This window comes from Flectobacillus rivi, assembly GCF_030056655.1.
GTDB classification, from domain to species: domain Bacteria; phylum Bacteroidota; class Bacteroidia; order Cytophagales; family Spirosomataceae; genus Flectobacillus; species Flectobacillus rivi.
Genome location: NZ_JASHIE010000019.1, coordinates 45125 through 66295 on the forward strand (window position 1 = coordinate 45125; position 21171 = coordinate 66295).

Sequence of the window (21171 nt, forward strand, 5' to 3'; positions counted from 1 at the left end):
CAAAGAGTTAATCCTGAGTTGCGAGTTAGCTATACTTATCACTCGCAACTCCTACTTACTTCGTATTTTCTTTGACGATTTTTAAGATTTCTTCAAACCGATATACTGCAATACTGCCATCACTAATTTGAATTTTAATATAATTATTTGGGATTTGCTCAATAATTATTCCTTTGACAGTACTTCCGTCTTTGAGATATATAACATCAATGAGTGTTTGCGGGTTAGAAATAACTTCATCTTGATGGAAATTCTGACAAGCGCCATAATTAACCGTATAAATATATGTTTTATAATCCATCTTACTAACGCCAGGTTCATGCTCATCAGGCTTGTATAGGGCTCCAGAAGCAAGGTCGATTGCAACACCGTAAGGAATTGGAATTCCTGCTATACCCGTAAAAAATACTAGCGAAGAAGCAAAAGCCCAACCTCTAAATTTCCGCCCTTTGAATGGGATATGTTTCGTGTCACAACCATCGGCTTTGAGCGAAATAACGACATTATTGGCGTTTTTACGACTCATTTTTACAATGCCTTGACCTCGTCCAGCATATACATCACTCACAAAAATTTGTGCATTGGGATTGTCGACTACACGGATATGAGCGGTGTATTTGGAAGAGCCAATAATAGAAGCACAGCTTGATAATAAAGATTCAGCAATAACTAAGGTAGAAAAAAGATAAATAGTAGATTTTTTCATGTTGTTTTAAATTGTGGTATGTAATAGTAAAGGCTGAACAAGAGCAGAACACTAAAACATAGATGATTTATGGAAAAGCAAATAGTATTTTAATAGATGTTTGAAATTAGCAAAAAAGAAATATTAAGCTACATAATTATAAGAAAAATTTAGGTGAAGAATTGAAAATAAATTTGCCTATATTAACTATGGGTTTTCAAGGACGAACCTCTCACAATTAATTCTGAACGAACGACTAAGGTACTGATTTGGTTAATTTTGGTATCTCCAGCCAATTGTTCAATCAAGCTTTTTGCGGCAATTTCCCCCATATCTATGCCGGGGTAATCTATCGTTGTAAGTTGTGGTTCAATGATTTTGCCGACGGCATCATTATTAAAGCCAACAATCGCAATATCTTCTGGAATATTAACGCCATTTTCCTTAAGCGTTTTCATACACACTGCTGCCGAAAAATCATTAGTAATAAATGCTCCATCAGGACGAGGATTCATTTGTAAGATATACTCTGCTGCTTCGACTCCGCATTGTTCACTCAAATCTTTAATCAAAACATTACTTTCTGAAAACGGTAAACCCGCTTCGTCAAGCGCATCTCTGTAGCCTTTATAACGTTGTTGGTAAACGTTACGTGTTAAACTGGCTGTGACTAACACAATGTTTTTACAACCTTGTTCTATCAGGTGTTTGGTTGCTTGATAACCACATTTATAATTATCAATGATCACTTTAGCGCTATCCGAACGCTCTTCGACACGGTCAAAAAAGATAATAGGAATATGTTTGTCGTGATATTGTTTATAATGGTTGAGATTGGTCGTGTTGAGTGCCAAAGAGGCAATTAATCCATCCACTCGTTTATGAAAAAGGTTTGTAGCATTGGCAACCTCCTTTTCATAACTCTCATACGAGTGCGCAATAATCAAATCATAGCCTGCTTCAGTGGTGATTTTTTCAATTCCTGCCAATACCGAAGTGATAAAATTGCTATTTAACTCGTGTACAATCACGCCAATCGTATTGGTTTTTTGTCTGCGAAGATTACTAGCAATAATATTTCTGCGGTATCCCAATTCGATGGCTGTCTCCAAAATTTTCTTTCGAGTCTCCTTTTTAATCGCAGGATGATCTTGCAATCCACGACTAACCGTCGCCGATGAAATGTTCAATTTTTGGGCAATATCGTATATGGTTGTTTCTTTCTTTGTGTTCTTCATATCGCAAACGTTTGCGTAAAAATACTAAAAAATATCTTTTCTTTATGGAAGACTCAGGATAAGCCATTCTACCCAAATGTAAGAGAAGTTATTTTATGTTTTAAAGCATTTATTTGTATTTAATTAGCTGATTTTTAGTATTTTATGTTTTTGTTAGATATTGTTTTTCATGTCAGTAAATAAAAATGTATCCGATTGCATAAAATTATTAATTTTTTTGATTCTTATTGGGAGTTGAGCTACATGAATATTGGAATAATTCAATTTTTAAAAATTTATTATTTGACTTTTAATAGAATAAATAAAAATAATCTCTTATTATTTCTCAATAATCAGGCTTTTTTGCTGATAAATCAAGGAAACAGTAAAATTTAAAAAATTATGCAATCGGTTGTATTTTTATGGTTTTTATTTAATTTTGCATTCGTTGGTTTTGTACAATTTTGAAAAATTAGCGTTTTATCAATGCCTTTTACAAAATCTATCAAGAATCGTTTTCTAAACTTGGATTTATGACTTTGAAAATATGTTGGCCGAGAGCTGTCTATGGCTCTGTGCTATTGAGTTTGCTATCTTCTATTTCATCCTTTGCTCAAACTTCTGAGCGATATAAAATCAATAAAGGCTGGCGTTTTGAGAGGCACGAAACGTCTCACGACGACATTCGTTATGATGTTCGTCCAGAGGTGACCGATCGCAACGATAATATTGTAGCCGATAGTAAACCGACTGAATCTGTGAGCGTAAAATCGAGTAATCAAACGCTAAAAGCTTGGATTTTACCTACCGCTAATGATTTCATCAAAGATCCTTCAAAGTATTATCCCAAGCCAACGAGCGAGCCTGTAGTCACCACGCCATTGGTTGATAAAAGTTATGATGATAGTCATTGGCAAAATGTCAACTTGCCACACGATTGGGCGATTAAAATGCCTTTTTATAAAGGTGAAAATGTGCCCGTAGGTGGCGGTATGGGGCGCTTACCCGTGCAAGGAATAGGCTGGTATCGCAAAAAACTAACATTTGAAACAAAAGACGCTCAGAAAAAGATTTATTTGGATATAGATGGCGCCATGTCCTATAGCATGGTTTGGCTCAACGGAAAATTGGTAGGAGGTTGGCCTTATGGATATAATTCTTACCGATTAGATTTGACGCCTTTTATTCAATTTGGACAAGAAAACCAGTTAGCCATTCGTATCGATAACCCTACAAACTCTGCTCGGTGGTATCCTGGTGGAGGGATTTATCGTAATGTGTGGATTGCCAAAGTAAATCCTGTACACATAGCTCATTGGGGTACGTTTGTCAAGACACCATCGGTATCTACCCAAAAAGCTAATATCGATATTTCTCTTTCACTCAAAAATGAAAGTGCGAAAAATCAATCCGTTGACCTCGTTACTGAGCTTTACCTCTTGGATAAAAATACACAGAAACTTCTCAAAAAAGTAGCTGCTTTATCCAAGCAAAACATCGTAATTGAAGCTAATCAACAAGCCAAAATTCAACAGGAAACTGTTTTGGCAAATCCTGTTTTATGGAACCCCTTACCTGCACAAAACCAGCAGTTATATTTAGTAAAAACCAAGCTTTTTCAACAAGGTAAACTAATAGAAATTTATGATACCAAATTTGGGATTCGCTCAGTAATATTCGATGCCAATAAAGGAATATTGGTCAATGGGAAATCCATAAAAATTCAAGGTGTAAATCAGCATCACGATTTGGGGGCTTTGGGTGCAGCTTTTAACGTTCGTGCGGCTGAACGACAGCTCGAAATGTTACGCGATTTGGGTTGTAACGCCATTCGTATGTCTCATAATCCTCCTGCCGAAGAGCTTTTAGACTTGACTGATCGCATGGGATTTTTGGTGATTGATGAAGTTTTTGATAGTTGGGAAAGAAAGAAAACACCTCTAGATTTCCACTTGATTTTTCCAGAATGGCACGAACCCGATACAAGGTCGTTTATTCGTAGAGATAAAAATCACCCATCGGTTATTGCATGGAGTGTAGGTAATGAAGTTGGTGAGCAATATACAGAGGAGGCAGGAGCTAAAATTGCTCAAAAGTTGTATGACATTGCCAAAGATGAAGATGATACTCGACCCATTACTGCATCGATGAACTATGCCAAACCTCAGATGCCTTTTCCAAAGGTTTTTGATATTGTAAGCCTCAATTATCAAGGAGAAGGTATCCGTGATGCACCTGCGTATGCACATCTGAAAGGCATCAGAACATCGCCTTTATATCCTGCATTTCAAAAACAATTTCCTGATAAACTGATACTTAGTAGTGAGACAGCCTCTGCATTGAGTACTCGTGGTACGTATGTTTTTCCTGTAGCGAAAGAAAATAGCGCTCCTGTTTCAGAAGGAGTAGGAGGTAATGGTGCACTACAGCAAGTCAGTGGATATGAGCTATATACCGCAGCATTTGGTGCTTCGCCAGATAAGGTTTTTTCTTCGCAAGATAAACATCCTTTTGTTGCTGGCGAATTTGTTTGGACAGGCTGGGATTATATCGGCGAACCAACACCTTATTATTCGGCACGGAGTTCTTATTCTGGTATTATTGACCTCGCAGGATTTAAGAAAGACCGCTATTATTTGTATCAAGCACGCTGGAGACCTGAACTAAAATTTGCCCACATTTTACCACATTGGAATTGGCAAGAAAGAATTGGTCAAATTACGCCCGTTCATGTGTTTACCTCCGCTGACGAAGCTGAACTTTTTCTGAATGGCAAGTCTTTAGGACGAAAAAAAAGAGTTGAATTTGAATATCGTTTTCGTTGGGATGATGTGATTTATGAAGCAGGAAAATTGGAAGTAATTGCCTACAAAAACGGTAAGGAATGGGCAAGAGACATCGTGCAAACAACTGGTGAAGCAACGCAATTGGTACTGAAAGCCGATAGAAAAAGTATCAAAAATAACGGAGAAGATTTAGTCTTTGTAGAGCTGAGCGTTAAAGATGCTAAAGGTAATATGGTGCCCACCGCTACACAGGAAGTAGAGTTTGAGGTATTAGGCAATGGCGAACTTGTGGCAACAGATAACGGCGATCCTGCTGATTTAAATTCTTTTATTTTACCAACTCGAAAAACGTACAGTGGCTTGGCACTAGCGATTGTTAAAGCAAAAGAAGGTAAAAAAGGAACGATTACCATTCGTGCCAAATGTAAAGGATTGAAGTCGAGCGAAATCATGATTCAAAGTGTTGAATTTTAAATCTATCATTATGTCAAATATGGTGAAATGGCTTTTGGGAATAAGTCTGTTTTTGTTCACTCAGTTGAGTGTTGCACAAAATATGTTTGTGTCTAAATCTGGTTTTCCACTAACGCAATCGGTTATATATATCGATAATTCAGAAACGGAGTTGGTAAAAACCACTGCTTCTTTACTACAAAAAGATATAGAAGCGGTTACAGGTAAAAAACTCGAAATCATTTCGGATTTTAAAGGCATCAAAACCAACGTGATTATCATTGGTACTTTTGACAATTCTGCCTTTCTAAAAGCGCTTATGGCGAAGAAATCAATGAAGCCCAATTTGATTTCACAACAATGGGAAGGAAGTTTGATTCAGACGATACAAAACCCACAAACGGGAACACCAAATGCGCTGATATTGGCTGGAAATGACCGCCGTGGAGTGGCTTATGCTGTTTTTGAACTGTCAAAGCAACTGGGAGTTTCGCCTTGGAATTGGTGGGCGGATGTACCTGTGGTGAAGAAAAAGGAACTGTATTTCAAAACACAATTTATTCAGACAGATGCACCAAAGGTAAAATACAGAGGTATTTTCTTGAATGACGAAGCACCTGCACTTTCGGGATGGGCGAAAGAAAAGTTCGGAGGATTTAATCATCATTTTTATGAAAAAGTATTTGAACTCTTACTACGTTTGAAAGCCAATTATATCTGGACGGCTATGTGGGGAAATGCTTTTTATGCCGATGACTCTCTGAATATCAAAACGGCAGATAAGTATGGAATAGTTATCGGAACCTCACATCATGAGCCTCTGATGCGCGCGCATGACGAGTGGCGTAGATTTGGTTCAGGACCTTGGAATTATGAAGCTAATGCTGAGAAACTTAGAACATTTTGGAAGGACGGAATGAAGCGTGCTTGGAATGAGAAAATTGTGAGCATAGGCATGCGAGGTGATGGAGACGAACCTATGTCGAGAGAAACGGCTACGGCTTTGTTAGAAAAAATCGTGGCAGACCAGCGTAACATCATTGCAGAGGCAACTGGAAAACCTGCGCAAGAAACGCCACAACTTTGGGCTATTTATAAAGAGGTTCAGGAGTATTATGATAAAGGTATGAGAGTCCCAGATGATGTGACATTGCTATTTTGTGACGATAACTGGGGAAATTTACGTAAACTTCCTAAGATTACCGATGCACCTAGAAAAGGAGGTTACGGGATATATTACCATTTTGACTATGTAGGTGGACCACGAAATTATAAGTGGTTGAACACCAATGCCCTCCCTCGTATTTGGGAGCAAATGCATTTAGCTTGGGAACATCAAGCGAAAAATATATGGATAGTGAACGTAGGTGACCTAAAACCAATGGAGTATCCTATTTCATTCTTTTTGGACTATGCTTGGAATCCCGAAAAAATACAGGAAAATGACTTGACTAAATACGCCAAAAACTGGGCTAGTCAACAGTTTGGTCAAGAAAATGCTCAAGAAATTGCGGAACTTTTGAGATTATATACCAAGTATAATGCCCGTCGTAAACCAGAATTGTTGGACGATAAAACCTATTCATTGGAAACTGGTGAATGGGCAAGTGTAAATCAGGAATATCAACATTTGCTGTCACGCGCGGAGATTGTGAAAAATAAACTCGCCCAACCCTATCAAGATGCTTATTTTCAATTGGTTTTGCACCCGATTAAAGCTTGTGCCAATTTATACGAAATGTATTTTCAGGTAGCATTAAACAAAAAAGCATTTGCCGAAAAATCCATTAAAGCAAATCAATATGCCGATAAGGTAAAAGAACTATTTGCCAAAGATTCATTGATTACCAATGAATATCATCAATTGAATCAGGGTAAATGGAATCATTTGATGAGTCAAACACATATTGGATATACCTATTGGCAACAGCCCGAAAAACAAAAAATGCCAGACGTTAAGTATCTGAATTCGAATGAAGCTTTGCCAGAAAAGCCCTTAGAGAATAGCGTAAATACAAATACAGGAATTGCTTTAGAGGCAGATCGTTTTTCAAAATTGATGAATACAAAAGAAGTTACTTGGAAAATTTTGCCTGACCATGGTCGTACAGGTTCCGCTATTACGACTTTTCCTGTAACAGCAACTACCCAAAGTTTGAGTGCTAATTCGCCTCATGTAGAATATGAGATAGAAACTAAACAAGCAGGAGAAGCTATTGTAAAAGCCTATTTCTCTCCAACGTTAAACTTTCATGCAACAGAAGAAGGGCTTCAATATGCGATTTCGATAGATGATGAAACTCCCCAAATTGTGAGTCTCAACAAAGAAGATAAAACAAGTGATAAAGGCATTTGGAATCAATGGGCGGCCGACAATATTAATATCAAAACGACCAAGCACACTATTGCAAAAGTAGGAAAACATACCATCAAATATTGGATGATTAGCTCAGGCGTAGTTTTACAAAAAATTACCCTAAATTTTGGAATCACACCAAAGACCTATTTAGGAAACTAATAGTAAACACTTTCCTAGTTCAAGACTTAGTCTTGGACTTAGTTATTAAAACAGTTTAAAAACTGAAGCAAAATCGAGTCCGAGACAGAGTCTCGAACTAGGTGTAAAATAATTTCAATCAATTACGAATCGTAAGTAAATAATTGAAAATTAGACAATTAAAATGAACCATCTCAAAAAGAAATAAATTTCACTCTGTGCCTCTGTGCCTCTGTGCCTCTGTGCCTCTGTGCCTCTGTGCCTCTGTGCCTCTGTGCAACAACCAGTTCCCCGAAAAACAAACTTATTTAACTATGAACCAACAACCATCAGAAAAACTATCTGTTCTTGAAAAAATAGGATACAGTCTTGGAGATTTAGCTGCCAATTTGATTTTCCAGACCTTAATGGCTTTTTTAGCCTTTTTTTACACGGATATTTACAAAATACCAGCATCCAAAGCCAGTTTGGTCATGCTAACAGGCGGTATCGTTGGTGCGATATTCAATTTGGCAATGGGCGCTATTGCCGACCGAACCGTTACCCGTTGGGGGAAATTTCGTCCTTGGGTATTATGGACAGCTATTCCTTTTGGTGTAATGGCATTGTTGGCTTTCTCAACCCCAGATTTAGGCGATTCGGGTAAGTTTTTATATGCGCTCATTACCTATATTTTTTTGGTGGTTATCTATTCAGCTAACAATTTGCCCTATTCAGCTTTGAGTGGTGTAATGACAGGCGATATGAAAGAGCGTAATAGTCTATCTTCTTATCGTTTTGTGGCAGTAATGTTGGCGCAATTCATTATACAAGTGATTTTGCTTCCTGCGGCAATTGCTGTAGGACATGGTGATAAAGCTGTAGGTTTTGAAAAAGTAATGTTGATTTTTGCTATCACAGGCGTACTTTGTTTTTTAGTGACATTCTTTACTACTAGAGAAAGAATTGTGCCTGCTGTAACGCAAAAAACGCCAATAGCCGAGGATTTAAAAGATTTACTTAACAACCGACCTTGGATTATCATGTTGGTGCTTACGGTATTGGTATTCATTACTTTAGCCTTGAAAGGTGGAATGAATATCTACTTTTTTAGATATTACCTTACCGAAAGTAGTCAGGTGGCATTTTTAGAAACGGTAGGTTTTCCTTCTTGGATTAAACAGTTGAGTGAAATTTTTGGAGCAGAGGCATTCTCAGAATTTAGCCAATCCAATAGCGCACCCTATGCAACCTCAAGTATCATCAATGCTTCTAGTACGATTGCGATGATTGTGGGTATTTTCTTCTCAAAACCGCTGGCAGACAGATTTGGCAAACGTAATATTTTTGCCATGTTCTTATGTCTTTCAGCACTTTGCTTGTTATCCATTTATGTGTTATCCAACGAATCAGTATCAGCAGTATTTATGATTCAAACTTTACATGGTTTATTGTATGGCGTAACTATTCCATTATTATGGGCTATGATTGCCGATGTAGCTGATTACAGCGAGTGGAAAAATAACCGTCGTGCAACAGCCATTATTTTCTCTGCCATGATTTTTGGGCTAAAAGTTGGTTTGAGTGTGGGTGGTGCTATATCAACTTGGATGCTAAGTATCTTTGGCTATAATGCCGATGCTCAGCAGCAGACAGCGAGTGCTATTAATGGAATAAAATTACTCGTAAGTGTGATTCCAGGGGGATTATTTATCGTGGGAGCAACTTTGCTATTGGGATATATGATTGATAAAACCATGGAATTAACCATCGAAGCAGATTTGAAGGAAAGAAGAAAGTAAGTGTTAGTAGGCAAAATTAAAATAAATTTTACCCGCTTTAAGCTCTAGGCTTTATGCTATAAGTTGAAAAGTATTTCTCATTTAGTAAGAGAAACTTTTTTGCCTAATGCCTACGGCTTGTAGCCTAGAGCTAATGAATACCATTTTATTAAAAAACTATTGTCATGCCAGAAAAACCAATAGATCATATCGATTTTGATACGATAGATTCAAAAGCAATCTCACAACCTTTAGTAAAGCATATTTATACTGCCGACCCTTCGGCGCATGTGTTCAACGGGAAAATTTATATTTATCCATCACACGATATTGAAGCAGGCATTCCATTTGATGACTTAGGAAGTCATTTTGCGATGGAGGATTATCATATAATTTCTTTGGAAAACCCTGATGCAGATGCCGTAGACAATGGCATTGCGTTGCACGTAAACGATGTGCCTTGGGCAAAAAAGCAAATGTGGGCACCCGACGCAGCAGAGAAAGACGGGGAGTATTATCTGTATTTCCCAGCCAAAAATCAAGAGGATATTTTCCAGATTGGGGTAGCTGTAAGTGATTCTCCTGTTGGACCATTTGTCGCACAACCCGAACCTATCAAAAATAGCTATTCGATTGACCCAGCTGTTTTTGTTGATGAAGATGGCTCAGCCTATATGTATTTCGGCGGTATTTGGGGAGGGCAGTTGCAGTCTTACCGCAATAACACTTATAGCCCAGAAAACCTTGAACCTACAGCCGACGAAATTGCTTTAGGACCAAGAGTTGCCAAATTGACAGACGATATGTTGGAGTTTGCTGAAGAAGTTCAGGAGATTTTTATCTTGGACGAAAACGGTGAAAAACTTTTAGCTGGCGACAACGACCGAAGATTTTTTGAAGCAAGTTGGGTACACAAATATCAAGGAAAATACTATTTCTCTTATTCTACTGGCGATACGCATTTTCTATGTTATGGAATTGGTGACAACCCTTATGGTCCATTCACCTATGCAGGACGCATCATGAATCCTGTAATTGGTTGGACAACACACCATTCTATTTGCGAATACGAAGGAAAATGGTATCTGTTTTATCATGATTCTACCCTGTCGAAAGGAGTAACGCATTTAAGAAGTATCAAAATGACAGAGATTCATTATGATGAAAATGGGTTGATTCAACTAATAGAACCGTATCATATTTAACTTACTAGAGACGTCTATTCGGCGTCTCTATCGCTTTATTTACTATGAAAAAAGTCTTTTTTCTGCTATTTTTTGTGAGTTTTTACTTAAAAATAAATGCTCAATTACGCTTACCCAAATTGGTAAGTGACGGTATGATTTTGCAAAGACAAACGCCACTTAAACTTTGGGGTTGGGACAGTGAAGGAGCAAAGATTCAAGTAAAGTTTCAGAATAAAATATACAAAACAGTTGCATCTAAGACAGGTAATTGGCAATTGACGTTACCAGCTTTTGAGGCGGGCGGACCTTATCAGATGGAGGTGAGTGATGCTAAAACTAAAATTACCATCAATGACGTTTTAATTGGTGATGTTTGGTTTTGTAGTGGTCAAAGTAATATGGTGCATCAGCTCAATATTCATGATGTAACCTATGCCAAGGAAATTGCGGAGGCAAATTTCCCACAAATCAGACAATTTTGGGTACCAACCTTAACCAATACTCTTTTGGCGCAAGAAGATATTCCTTCGGGTCAATGGAAAAAGGCCGTAGGCGAGGAGGTAAGACCGTTTTCGGCAGTAGCCTACTTTTTCGCAAAAAAGCTTCATCAGAAATATCAAATTCCTATTGGCATCATCAATGCAAGTGTTGGAGGGACGCCAATTGAAGCGTGGATTAGTGAAGAGGGTTTGCCCGAAATTCCCAACATTAAAGAATTGGTAAACAAGAATAAAGATACTGCTCGTATCAACGAAACCAATCGCAAAAGTCTGGAATATAGTCGCTCGTTGCCACAACCAATCGATGAAGGTATGACTGGTAAGTGGTACGAAACGACTTACGTACCCAAGAACTGGAAAAATATCAATGTCCCAGGGTATTGGGAAGACCAAGGTATTCGAAACTTGGATGGTATTGTTTGGTATAGAAAAGAGGTAAATATCCCAGCTTCTATGATTGGGAAAAAGGCTAAGGTATTTTTAGGGAGAATTGTCGATGCAGATGAGTTATATATTAATGGAAAAAGAGTGGGCTCGACAGGTTATATGTATCCACAGCGGAGATATGCAGTAGCATCGGATATTTTGAAAGAAGGGGTTAATACCTTTGTTGTTCGGGTGACAAATAACGGAGGAAAAGGCGGTTTTGTACCTGATAAACCTTATTGTATTTTTTCGGGGAAAGATACGGTCGATTTGAAAGGAACTTGGCAGTATAAAGTTGGGGCAGTATTTAAAAGGCAATTCAATCCAAATGCTATTTCATCAATTAATTTGCAAAACCAACCAACTGCGCTATATAATGCGATGGTTGCCCACGCTATCCCTTACCCGATAAAGGGAATTTGTTGGTATCAAGGCGAAAGTAATGCAGGAAAGCCAGAAGAATATGCACAGTTATTACCAGCCTTAATCAAAGATTGGCGTCAAAAATGGAATAATACTTCATTGCCATTTTTGTATGTACAATTGCCTGGCTTCATGGATTATGATTATTTGCCTTCCGAAAGTAGCTGGGCAGTATTAAGAGAGTCACAAGCCAAAGCCCTATCTGTACCGAATACCGCAATGACCGTTGCCATCGACCTTGGCGAATGGAACGATATTCATCCAGATAATAAAAAGGATGTGGGAGAACGACTAGCGTTATCAGCTTTGAAATTAGCGTATCATGAAAATGTTATTCATTCTGGACCGAGTTTACTTTCTTCAGAAATAAAAGATCAACAGATTATCTTAACTTTTGATAACATTGGTAGTGGATTAAAAACGAAGGACGGCGAACCAATTGGAGATTTAGCGATTGCAGGAACGGACAAGAAATTTGTATGGGCAAAGTCTAAAATAGAAGGAAATAAAATAATTGTTTGGGATGAAGGTGTTTCAAATCCCAAATTTGTGAGATACGCTTGGTCTGATAATCCTATCAATCCAAATTTAGTAAACGCAGAAGGGTTACCAGCCTCGCCGTTTAGAACGGATAATTAGGAGGATCTTAGTTGACCATCTCAGATGCTTGAGTCATCTTGAATTTAGTGATGAACTTTATTAAAAATCACTAAATTCAGAATGACTGATGTTAATGCTTTTAGATAATTCTATACACTCTCAGAAAATTAATGAGCTCATTGGCATCATAAAAATTGGTTTTACGAAGCATATTTTGTCTATGAGTATTTACGGTATTGTTGGCAATGAAAAGCTTGTCACTAATTTCCTTACTTAAATATCCTTGCCCCATCAATTGTGCGATTTCTAATTCTCGCTGACTGAGCGACTCTAATGGGGTACATTCGTTGGTTTTACTATCTATTTCAAAAAGTTTGGATTGTTTACCTCCAGAAAGAAATAAATGCTGTTTCCCATCACGTTTGACGTTTGTGATTTCAGAAACAAAAGCCACAAAGTAAGTTATCTTACCTGTTTCATCAACACTCAGCGCCATACTCTCTTGGCAAATTCTCCTGATTTTTCCATCATTTCCTTTCATTCTGTAATCATAAATTACCCGAAGCTGATTCATATTTTCGGGTGAAATTTGAGCTGAATAATTGCCAATTTCTCTGGAAATATGTATTAAGCCTGCTTGATCTTCTTCGGGATATAGTTCTACATATCCTTGAACTCCTACTTCATAGAAGTGTTCAGTGGACCAACCGCAAACTTTCTGTACATCGCCTAGAATGAGCGGATATTTCATCGTATTGATGTCTAGTACGGCTAGCGCAGTGCCTTGCATACGTAGTGTTTCATGAAACAGTGGATGAAAGGTCATAAAATGCTGGACTTTTTCAGGTTTTTCTTCCAGATTTCCTGAGTGCCAAAGTTGCTTAAATAGTTCAAAATGGGTAGGTTGATTAGGCATGTTCTATTAATTTTCATACTATATTACTTACCAGTCAGTATTTTACTGAAGGCACTAAGTTGGTATATTATGAAATTATTTTAGCACATCAAAAATCAATCTATATAATCTACTAAACGGTCGATTTTACAGAATTTAAGACAAGATTTACTTCTCAAGAAGCTCTCGGAATAATTTTTGCTACTAAATCTTGACCAAGAAGTTTTACCCTAAAAAATGCAAAAGACTACCTGCAACTATTCGATCAATCAAACAGTTGAGGTAAATCTATTTTGCGTTTTAAGAAAATCCTGAGAAAACTATGCGTAGTACAGGAGGTATTCAATACTCCAAAATCTTGGAGGGTGTGTTAATGAATGCTGCGTGAGATTTCGAGAAAGGCTAATGATAAATCAAAAGATTGAATATTGATATACCACTAATATAAAGTTGTGTAACACAAATTTCAGCTCTTGAGTGAAGAATTAAAATACCTGAATACAGGTATTTTTAAGGGCTTGAGTATAGAACCCTATAGTTAAATAGTATGAAATCAAACCGACCGATATTAATTCTATTTCAAACTTGTATTTTATGGTTGGTCTCCTTTTGTGTTGGACTGGGAGCTAGACATGAAGCTTCGTTTCCTATCCAAGTAGATGATAAGTTTAGTCATCAAATAATTAACCAACAAGCTTATGTTGCCCAAAAATACGCTACTGTTGACACAAACCGATTGTTCAATTTTAATGCTTATCATTTTGTCAAAAATAACAAGTACGAATTAATTGAATTGGGGAAGGCTTATCTGCAAAAGAATGCTTTGATGTATCTGGAAATAGTCAATCGTTCTTCACAAAGAATAGAACTGGTGTTAGAGGCATCACATATCCGTGTAGACGAATTAGAATGCTATTTAATTAAAAATAATAAGCTCATTTTATCAGAAAAACTCCAGCGAAATAAACCCTTGTATCTGAGAAAAAACCCTTATGTTTTTTTTTCATTTCCTATCGAAATAGCTGCGCATGACACTGCAAAAGTGGTTTTGCACTCCACTCGAAATTACGGTTTACATATCACTAGCCTAGATTTGTATCGGAAACCACGATTTTTTGAGCATGCTATTAGCCAGAATCTTAAATCGATTTTTCAGGTTATCTATTGCTTTATTTTCAGCGTTGTACTTTTGTTGTTGGGTTTTTTTTATTCCGAAAAACTGATGATTTATGCAGGCGTAATGATTGGCGTGGCAAACGCCAATATGTTTACCATTGGGTACCTATATGACTTGTTCCCTTTTCCTTCCTTTTTACAATTGAACGCCTCGAATATTGGCTCCTTTTGGATATTGGGGCTCAATGTGTTTTTCCACCCCTTTGCATATGAGGTAGTACAAACAATACCCATAAATCTTAAAAGATATACGCTAGGGGCGAAGATTTTAGTGGTACTTAATGTGGCTGTCATGCTTATGCACTTTCTGCCACCTTGTAATCTTATTTTATTTATTATCACCAATAGCCTTTTTCCTCTTACCTTATTAAATACGCTCTGGGCAATATACCATGCAACACTATTATTTATTAGAGGAAAAAGAATTGATTATCTAATTGCTTGTTTATTGGGTATATTACCTACGATGATAAAAAGCATTTCTAGCTATTTCCTAGTCAACCAAGAAAGCCTAAGCTTGAATAGCGATTATTTTACGCCTTTCGTCGTAATCATTTTGATTTCTTTCATTTCTTTTGAACAGCTTAGAAAAAGTTTGATTTTTCGAAAGATTCATGAGTCGAAAATGGTTATACTCAAAGACGACTTAGAGACCATTCGAAAAAATGAAGTTGAAAATATTGGACGTCAGTTGCATGACCAAGTAGGGAATACACTCGCTGCGGCTTTAGGTTATTTGAATAAGGAGAAAATAGATGTTTCAACAAGTAAGAAAATTTTGGAGGAAGCCATCAACGAGATTAGGTTAATGAGCCATACCTTGGTAAAAGATGATAACCTGTCTTTAACTACCAAAATTGAACGAACCGTTGAGCAATATAATGAGTTTTCAAATGTGAGGGTCCATTATCATGATTTCTCAGAGGGGAAAATCAATCAATTAGACTCTTTAACACAACAAAATATTTATATGATTTTGAAAGAATGTTTACTAAATGTCATAAAGCATTCCAAGGCACAAGAAGCATTCTTACAAATTTTTGAACAAGAAGAAGGATTTAGATTTGTGGTAGAAGATGATGGTGTAGGTTTCGATACCAGCTTGGAAGGGAAAGGAATAGGGTTGCTGAATATGAAAAAGCGCGCCACAATTTCTAATCTCAAATTCAATATTGAGTCTAATTCGACAGGTACAACCACTATTATTGAAACGATGTAAGTTATGAAAACGAAAGTTGTAATTGTAGATGACCATTCTTTATTTAACGATGGATTAAGTTTAATACTCAAGGAATCTGGTGATTATGAAATATTAGCCCAAATTTATGATAGTCGCAAGGCATATAATGAGTGTAACACGCTGCTGCCCCAACTTATTTTGGTCGACTATAATATGCCTTTTTTGGATGGATTGTCCTTAGTAAAGCAGCTGAGAACTTTAGTGCATCGTTCCAAAATTGTGGTCATTAGTATGTATGCCGATCGTCGTGAGATAGAGGCATTCAAGGCTTATGAAATTGAAGGATATTTATCGAAAACAAGTCCCTCGGCTGAAATTCTTTTGTCACTGGAAAAAATAATAAAGGGCGAAAATGTGTTTCAGGTAAAGCAAGAACAGAAAACGAGTTTTGAGAAAGATTTCTTTTCTTTGAAAAAATTACTGACCAAACGAGAAGTGGAAATTCTAAAAGCCCTGAAAAAAGGATATACCTCCGAACAAGTGGCACAAGAGTTATGCTTAAGTTATTACACAGTAGAAACTCATCGGAAGAATATCAATCAAAAACTGAAATTCAATTCTAAAAAAGAATTTTATGAGTTTTTGGACACTATTGAGTTAGAAGAAAAATAGGAATTTATAGCATGAAAAAAATAATTCACAAAAAAGTGAAAGTTGGGGTAATACAAGCAACACCATCACTATTTGATATAGAAAAATCTGTTGAACTTGTCATTGAATGGATAAATAAGGGCGCTGAACAAGGGTGTGAGTTATTGTTATTTCCAGAATCGTTTATCCCATGCTATCCTCGTGGTTTGAGTTATGATGCGATGGTTGGTCGCCGTACCGATAAAAGTCGTGACCAGTGGTTACATTACTGGGAAAATAGTATAGAAGAAAACTCAGAATTTACTCAAAAAATAAATAAGGCAATCGCAGAGGCTAATCTTTTCGTGGGTTTGGGCGTTACAGAGCGAGAAAATGTTGGAGGCTCTTTGCATTGTGCTTTATGGTATTTTGACCAGAAGGGGAACCTCGTTGGCAAGCATAGAAAGTTAAAACCAACAGGTTTGGAAAGATATATTTGGGCAGAAAGTGACGGAAGTACATTGACCACCCTTCAAACCGATATTGGGAAAGTTGGTGGGCTAATTTGTTGGGAAAACTATATGCCATTGGCAAGGATGGCGATGTACCAACAAGGCGTAGAAATATACCTAGCCCCAACCGCTGATTCCAGAGAATCGTGGCAATCGACCATGCAACATATCGCACTCGAAGGACGATGTTTTGTATTAGCGGCCAATCAATATGTCAAAAAATCAGATTATCCAGTCGAATACCAAGCAGATTTAATTGACGAACCAGAAGTCATGTGTGCAGGTGGTAGCGTAATCATTTCGCCAATGGGAGAGGTGCTCGCTGGTCCACTTTGGCATCAGGAAGGACTCTTAGTAGCAGAACTTGACTTTTCGGTTTTGGCAAAAAGCAAATTAGATTTTGATGTAATCGGGCACTATTCTCGTCCAGATGTTTTTGAGTTTAAGGTTAATAAACAGCCGGAGATGAGAAAAGTGTAGCGTACAATTGTACCCCTTCAACACTCTGATCAAAAAACCTATCCTTCGTAATCTCCGATTCTTCCAAGGGAGCGATATTAGTCGTTCCCTTCACATTTTTAAACACCACTACTCTACTAGAGTATGGGTGGTTTTGTGCTGAAATAGTATATAAATAATCTTATTTTATATTCGATAAGCGCAAAGAAATTCCTTTTCTTGTACTTTTTTACAAAATCTCTAGGTCTACCTTATTGAGATAAATTATGTTTGTCCTATAGAAATTATAGAGTTTATTAAAAAGTGTCATATTGACGCATACTCTAATTGAATAAATCCACACAGATAGCATACTAAAAAGAGTAATTTCTGCTAGCGATATTACCTCTTTTTGTACTGTAAATGGCTCAATATGAATGCATTGAGGTTGTAATGTGTTGGGCAAATTGTAAAAACTGATCTAGACGATGTGTAAGTTATATCAAAGTAAGGATTCTCTGAACCTATTCAGAATCCAGTTCATTGTAGCCTTATTGTTGTTGGGAAATATAATCTCAATGCCAATTTTTGGACAAAAAAGTGTTAATCAGACACGAAATGTAAGCGGTGTTGTGAGGGACGAAAAAGGAGAGTTGCTCCCTGGTGTGAATGTGTATGTAAAGAATACCAATAAAGGAACCTCTACTAATCAAGAGGGTAAATTCTCTTTACCCATTTCTTCGGCGGAGGCTACCTTGGTCTTTTCATTTGTGGGTTTTCAAGCACAAGAACTAAAAGTAGGAAACCAAACTTCTCTTTCGATTCGCTTGGTCTCTGAAGCAAAATCATTAGATGAGGTTGTTGTAATCGGATATGGTACCCAAAAAGCTACTGATATAACAGGCTCAGTGGCATCTTTTGATACTAAAAGACTAGAAGAAAAACCAATTACAAGAGTCGAGCAGGCGTTAATTGGACAAATGGCAGGAGTACAAGTACGTCAACAAAGTGGGTTACCGGGTGCTCCACTAAGTATCGTTGTTCGTGGTAACGGCTCCATCAATGCTGGCTCCGAGCCTTTGTATGTCGTGGATGGTTTTCCGCTCGATATTTCTGGGCAAAGTTCAGATGGCTCTATCTCAAATAGTCCATTAGCCAATCTGAGTGCTAATGATATTGAAAGTGTACAAGTTTTGAAAGATGCGGCGGCTGGTGCAATTTATGGTTCGAGAGCGGCAAATGGGGTGGTCTTGATTACAACAAAGAGAGGTAAATCTGGAAAACTAAAAATTAGCTTGAGCGCTAACGGTGGTGTAAGTACAGCCGCTAAAAAACTAGATATATTGAGTCCTGAAGAATGGGTGTCGGTGGCAACAGAGGTGGCAAATACCAACTGGGTTCGTTCTGGAACGGGTCGTACTGCCACTCAAACTAACGACCAACGTCGTGCTATTTTAGGATTAAAAGCAGGTGAATACAATACCTCCTATATGCCTGATGAGCGATGGTCGCAAGCGGGACATCCTGGTTTGACTTATGTGGATTGGCAAGATGAGATTTATAGAAAAGCAGCTTTTCAAAACTACCAATTATCTGCAACTGGTGGTACTGAAAATGTGAGCTATTTCTTTTCTGGCAATTACTTAAATCAGGAGTCAATACTATTAAACTCTGGTTATAAAAGTTATGGTTTACGTGCCAATATTGAAGCAAAGGCAAATAATAAACTGAAATTTGGCATTAATCTAGCACCCACTTATTCTGAAAATAATACGCCACAAGGTGATGGAAAAGATAGTCCTATCATGAATGCGGCGATTATTTCGCCCGTAGTCGAATCGTCGGCTGGGTTGAATACAGGGGCTGGTGAGTTTTCTACTTACAACTGGAGTAGTCCACGATTGGTAAGCCCAGTTGCAATTCTGAATAATTCCATCGGTCTTACCAAAAGTACACGTATCCTTAGTTCGATTTATGCAGAATATACGATCATTCCAAACCTATTTGCCAAGGTTTCTATCAACTACGATGATGTAAACCAGCAAAGTAAAAAGTATGTTTCTGATTATGTTGCTGTAGGTGGTGCCGCCGAACGTATCACCAATCCAGGGAAAAATGCCAGCGGTTCGTATAGTGGTTATCGGAAGCAAAACTTTGTCAATGAGAATACATTGAGTTATGTCAAGACGTTTAATAAAATCCATAATGTATCAGCGGTAGCGGGTTTGTCTTTTAATTCGGTGCATTATGAAACATTTACCATTAATACCGCTGGTGGATTTGCTAACAATGTGGTAAATACTATTAGCAATGCCATTCCAAACTCGGCTGGTGTGACAGTGACAGGTTCGGCTGCTGAAAGTAACAATACTTTGTTTTCGTACTATGGTCGTTTACAATATGATTTTCAAGGAAAGTATTTGGCAACTGCCAGTATTCGTCGTGATGCTTCCTCAAAATTCGGAGCGAATAACCAGTGGGGAACATTTCCATCTGCGTCTTTGGGATGGAGAATTTCTCAAGAAGAGTTTTTGAAAAATATTTCAGTAATCAGTGATTTGAAACTTCGTTTGAGCTGGGGAAAAGCTGGGAATAACAACATTGGTAATTATAGTGCTATTCCAACTTTGGCAGGAACATCCTACAATTTTGGAGGAAATACACCAACTGTAGCGAGCGGACAGGTATCGGCTGCATTAGCCAATCCAAATTTGAAATGGGAAACCTCTAATACCTACGATATTGGTTTTGATGCCTCATTTTTCAAACAAAGAATTGGTGTAACATTTGATGCCTACACGAAGAAAAGTACTGATTTGTTGTTAAACTTGCCCGTTTTGGCAGCTAGTGGTTTTACGACAAGTTTACAAAATATTGGTTCTGTTAAAAATGAAGGTATCGAAATTGCGCTCAATACCAGAAATATAGTGACTCCAACTTTTCAATGGAGTTCTTCTGCTAATATCGCCTTTAATCGTAACGAGGTCATTTCATTAAACGCAGACGGTTCGCCAATTTATATTTCTTCTGCTTACAGTGGAAGTAACCCTCCGTATATCCTTCAGCCAGGGCTTCCTATGTTTAGTTATTATGTGACAAAAACAGTTGGCATTTTGACACAAGCGGATATGGATGACCCTAAAGTGGCAAAATTGAAGAATCAAACGGTTGGTGATGCCAAATATTTGGATGCTAATAACGATGGCGTAATTGATGCGAAAGACCGTGTTGTTTACGGACAACCAAGTCCAAAATTCACTTGGGGCTTTACCAATACATTCAAGTACGGAAATTTTGATTTAAGTATTCAAACTTACGGTCAGGTTGGTGGTTCTATTCTTTCTTATTTTGGTAGAGCGGCTGATTTTAGTGGAAGTACAACAGCGAATATCTTGGGTGTGTGGAGAGATAGATGGTCTGTCGAAAAACAGAATTATGATGCTCCAAGAGGAAAGCTTGCCAGTACCTACACCTTGCCACAAGTAACTTCTGACTGGGTATATTCTACTGATTTTATTCGTATCCAGAATATTACATTTGGCTATAATTTGTCTAGTGTCATTAAATCAAAAGTGTTTAGTTCTGCACGTGTGTATGCTTCGTTGCTCAACTGGTTTGGCTGGGATCAATACAAAGGAGGTGTCAATCCAGAGGCTCAAAATACCAATGTTAGTGGCAATGGTAGCTATCCAATTCCAGGGGATTACGGTTCGATGCCTTTGACTAAAACGGCATCGGTTGGGATTAACCTTTCGTTCTAGTTTTTGAGAAATTAGAAGATTTTATTCAAACTTTCCTTAAATGTA

Annotated in this window: 12 protein-coding genes; 9 read left to right on the forward strand and 3 right to left on the reverse strand. The window is 37.6% G+C overall.

Annotation, left to right across the window (positions count from 1 at the left end; genetic code table 11):
• Nucleotides 1-55: 55 nt before the first annotated feature.
• Together QM481_RS22170 and QM481_RS22175 are read right to left on the reverse strand one after the other, a co-directional pair.
• Entirely contained in the window at nt 56-706 is a 651-nt protein-coding gene (locus tag QM481_RS22170) for a hypothetical protein (RefSeq protein ID WP_283383378.1), read from the reverse strand.
• Between the two features lie 182 nt (nt 707-888).
• Nucleotides 889-1923, reverse strand: a complete 1035-nt coding sequence (locus tag QM481_RS22175) for a LacI family DNA-binding transcriptional regulator (protein WP_283383379.1) — start codon at nt 1921-1923, stop codon at nt 889-891.
• A 512-nt stretch (nt 1924-2435) separates the two neighbouring features.
• Here QM481_RS22175 and galB point away from each other — a divergent pair.
• From galB to QM481_RS22200, 5 genes are all read left to right on the forward strand, one after another.
• Nucleotides 2436-5162, forward strand: a complete 2727-nt coding sequence (galB, locus tag QM481_RS22180) for a beta-galactosidase GalB (protein WP_283383380.1) — start codon at nt 2436-2438, stop codon at nt 5160-5162.
• Between the two features lie 10 nt (nt 5163-5172).
• On the forward strand, nt 5173-7659 hold the full coding sequence (locus QM481_RS22185; protein ID WP_283383381.1) for a glycosyl hydrolase 115 family protein: 2487 nt from the start codon (nt 5173-5175) through the stop codon (nt 7657-7659).
• A 293-nt stretch (nt 7660-7952) separates the two neighbouring features.
• The gene (locus QM481_RS22190; protein ID WP_283383382.1) at nt 7953-9419 is read left to right on the forward strand and encodes an MFS transporter; all 1467 of its coding nucleotides are present in this window, start codon (nt 7953-7955) and stop codon (nt 9417-9419) included.
• Nucleotides 9420-9583: 164 nt separating this feature from the next.
• Nucleotides 9584-10603, forward strand: coding sequence for a glycoside hydrolase family 43 protein (locus tag QM481_RS22195; RefSeq protein ID WP_283383383.1), 1020 nt, complete (start codon nt 9584-9586; stop codon nt 10601-10603).
• Nucleotides 10604-10647: 44 nt separating this feature from the next.
• Nucleotides 10648-12573: a sialate O-acetylesterase gene (locus QM481_RS22200; protein WP_283383384.1), complete on the forward strand. Its 1926-nt coding sequence runs from the start codon at nt 10648-10650 to the stop codon at nt 12571-12573.
• Nucleotides 12574-12673: 100 nt separating this feature from the next.
• Here QM481_RS22200 and QM481_RS22205 read toward each other — a convergent pair whose 3' ends face one another.
• Nucleotides 12674-13450 carry a response regulator transcription factor gene (locus tag QM481_RS22205; protein WP_283383385.1) on the reverse strand — a complete coding sequence of 259 codons (777 nt, stop codon included), beginning with the start codon at nt 13448-13450 and terminating at the stop codon, nt 12674-12676.
• A gap of 526 nt (nt 13451-13976) precedes the next feature.
• Here QM481_RS22205 and QM481_RS22210 point away from each other — a divergent pair.
• The 4 genes from QM481_RS22210 to QM481_RS22225 all read left to right on the forward strand — a co-directional run bounded on the left by QM481_RS22210 (nt 13977) and on the right by QM481_RS22225 (nt 21126).
• Nucleotides 13977-15824 (forward strand): ATP-binding protein, encoded by a 1848-nt coding sequence (locus tag QM481_RS22210; protein ID WP_283383386.1) that lies wholly within the window; start codon nt 13977-13979, stop codon nt 15822-15824.
• Between the two features lie 3 nt (nt 15825-15827).
• The gene (locus QM481_RS22215; RefSeq protein WP_283383387.1) at nt 15828-16457 is read left to right on the forward strand and encodes a response regulator; all 630 of its coding nucleotides are present in this window, start codon (nt 15828-15830) and stop codon (nt 16455-16457) included.
• Nucleotides 16458-16468: 11 nt separating this feature from the next.
• A complete protein-coding gene (locus QM481_RS22220; RefSeq protein ID WP_283383388.1) occupies nt 16469-17407 on the forward strand; it encodes a carbon-nitrogen hydrolase family protein in 939 nt (312 codons plus the stop codon).
• A gap of 446 nt (nt 17408-17853) precedes the next feature.
• Nucleotides 17854-21126 (forward strand): SusC/RagA family TonB-linked outer membrane protein, encoded by a 3273-nt coding sequence (locus QM481_RS22225; protein WP_283383389.1) that lies wholly within the window; start codon nt 17854-17856, stop codon nt 21124-21126.
• Nucleotides 21127-21171: the final 45 nt, after the last annotated feature.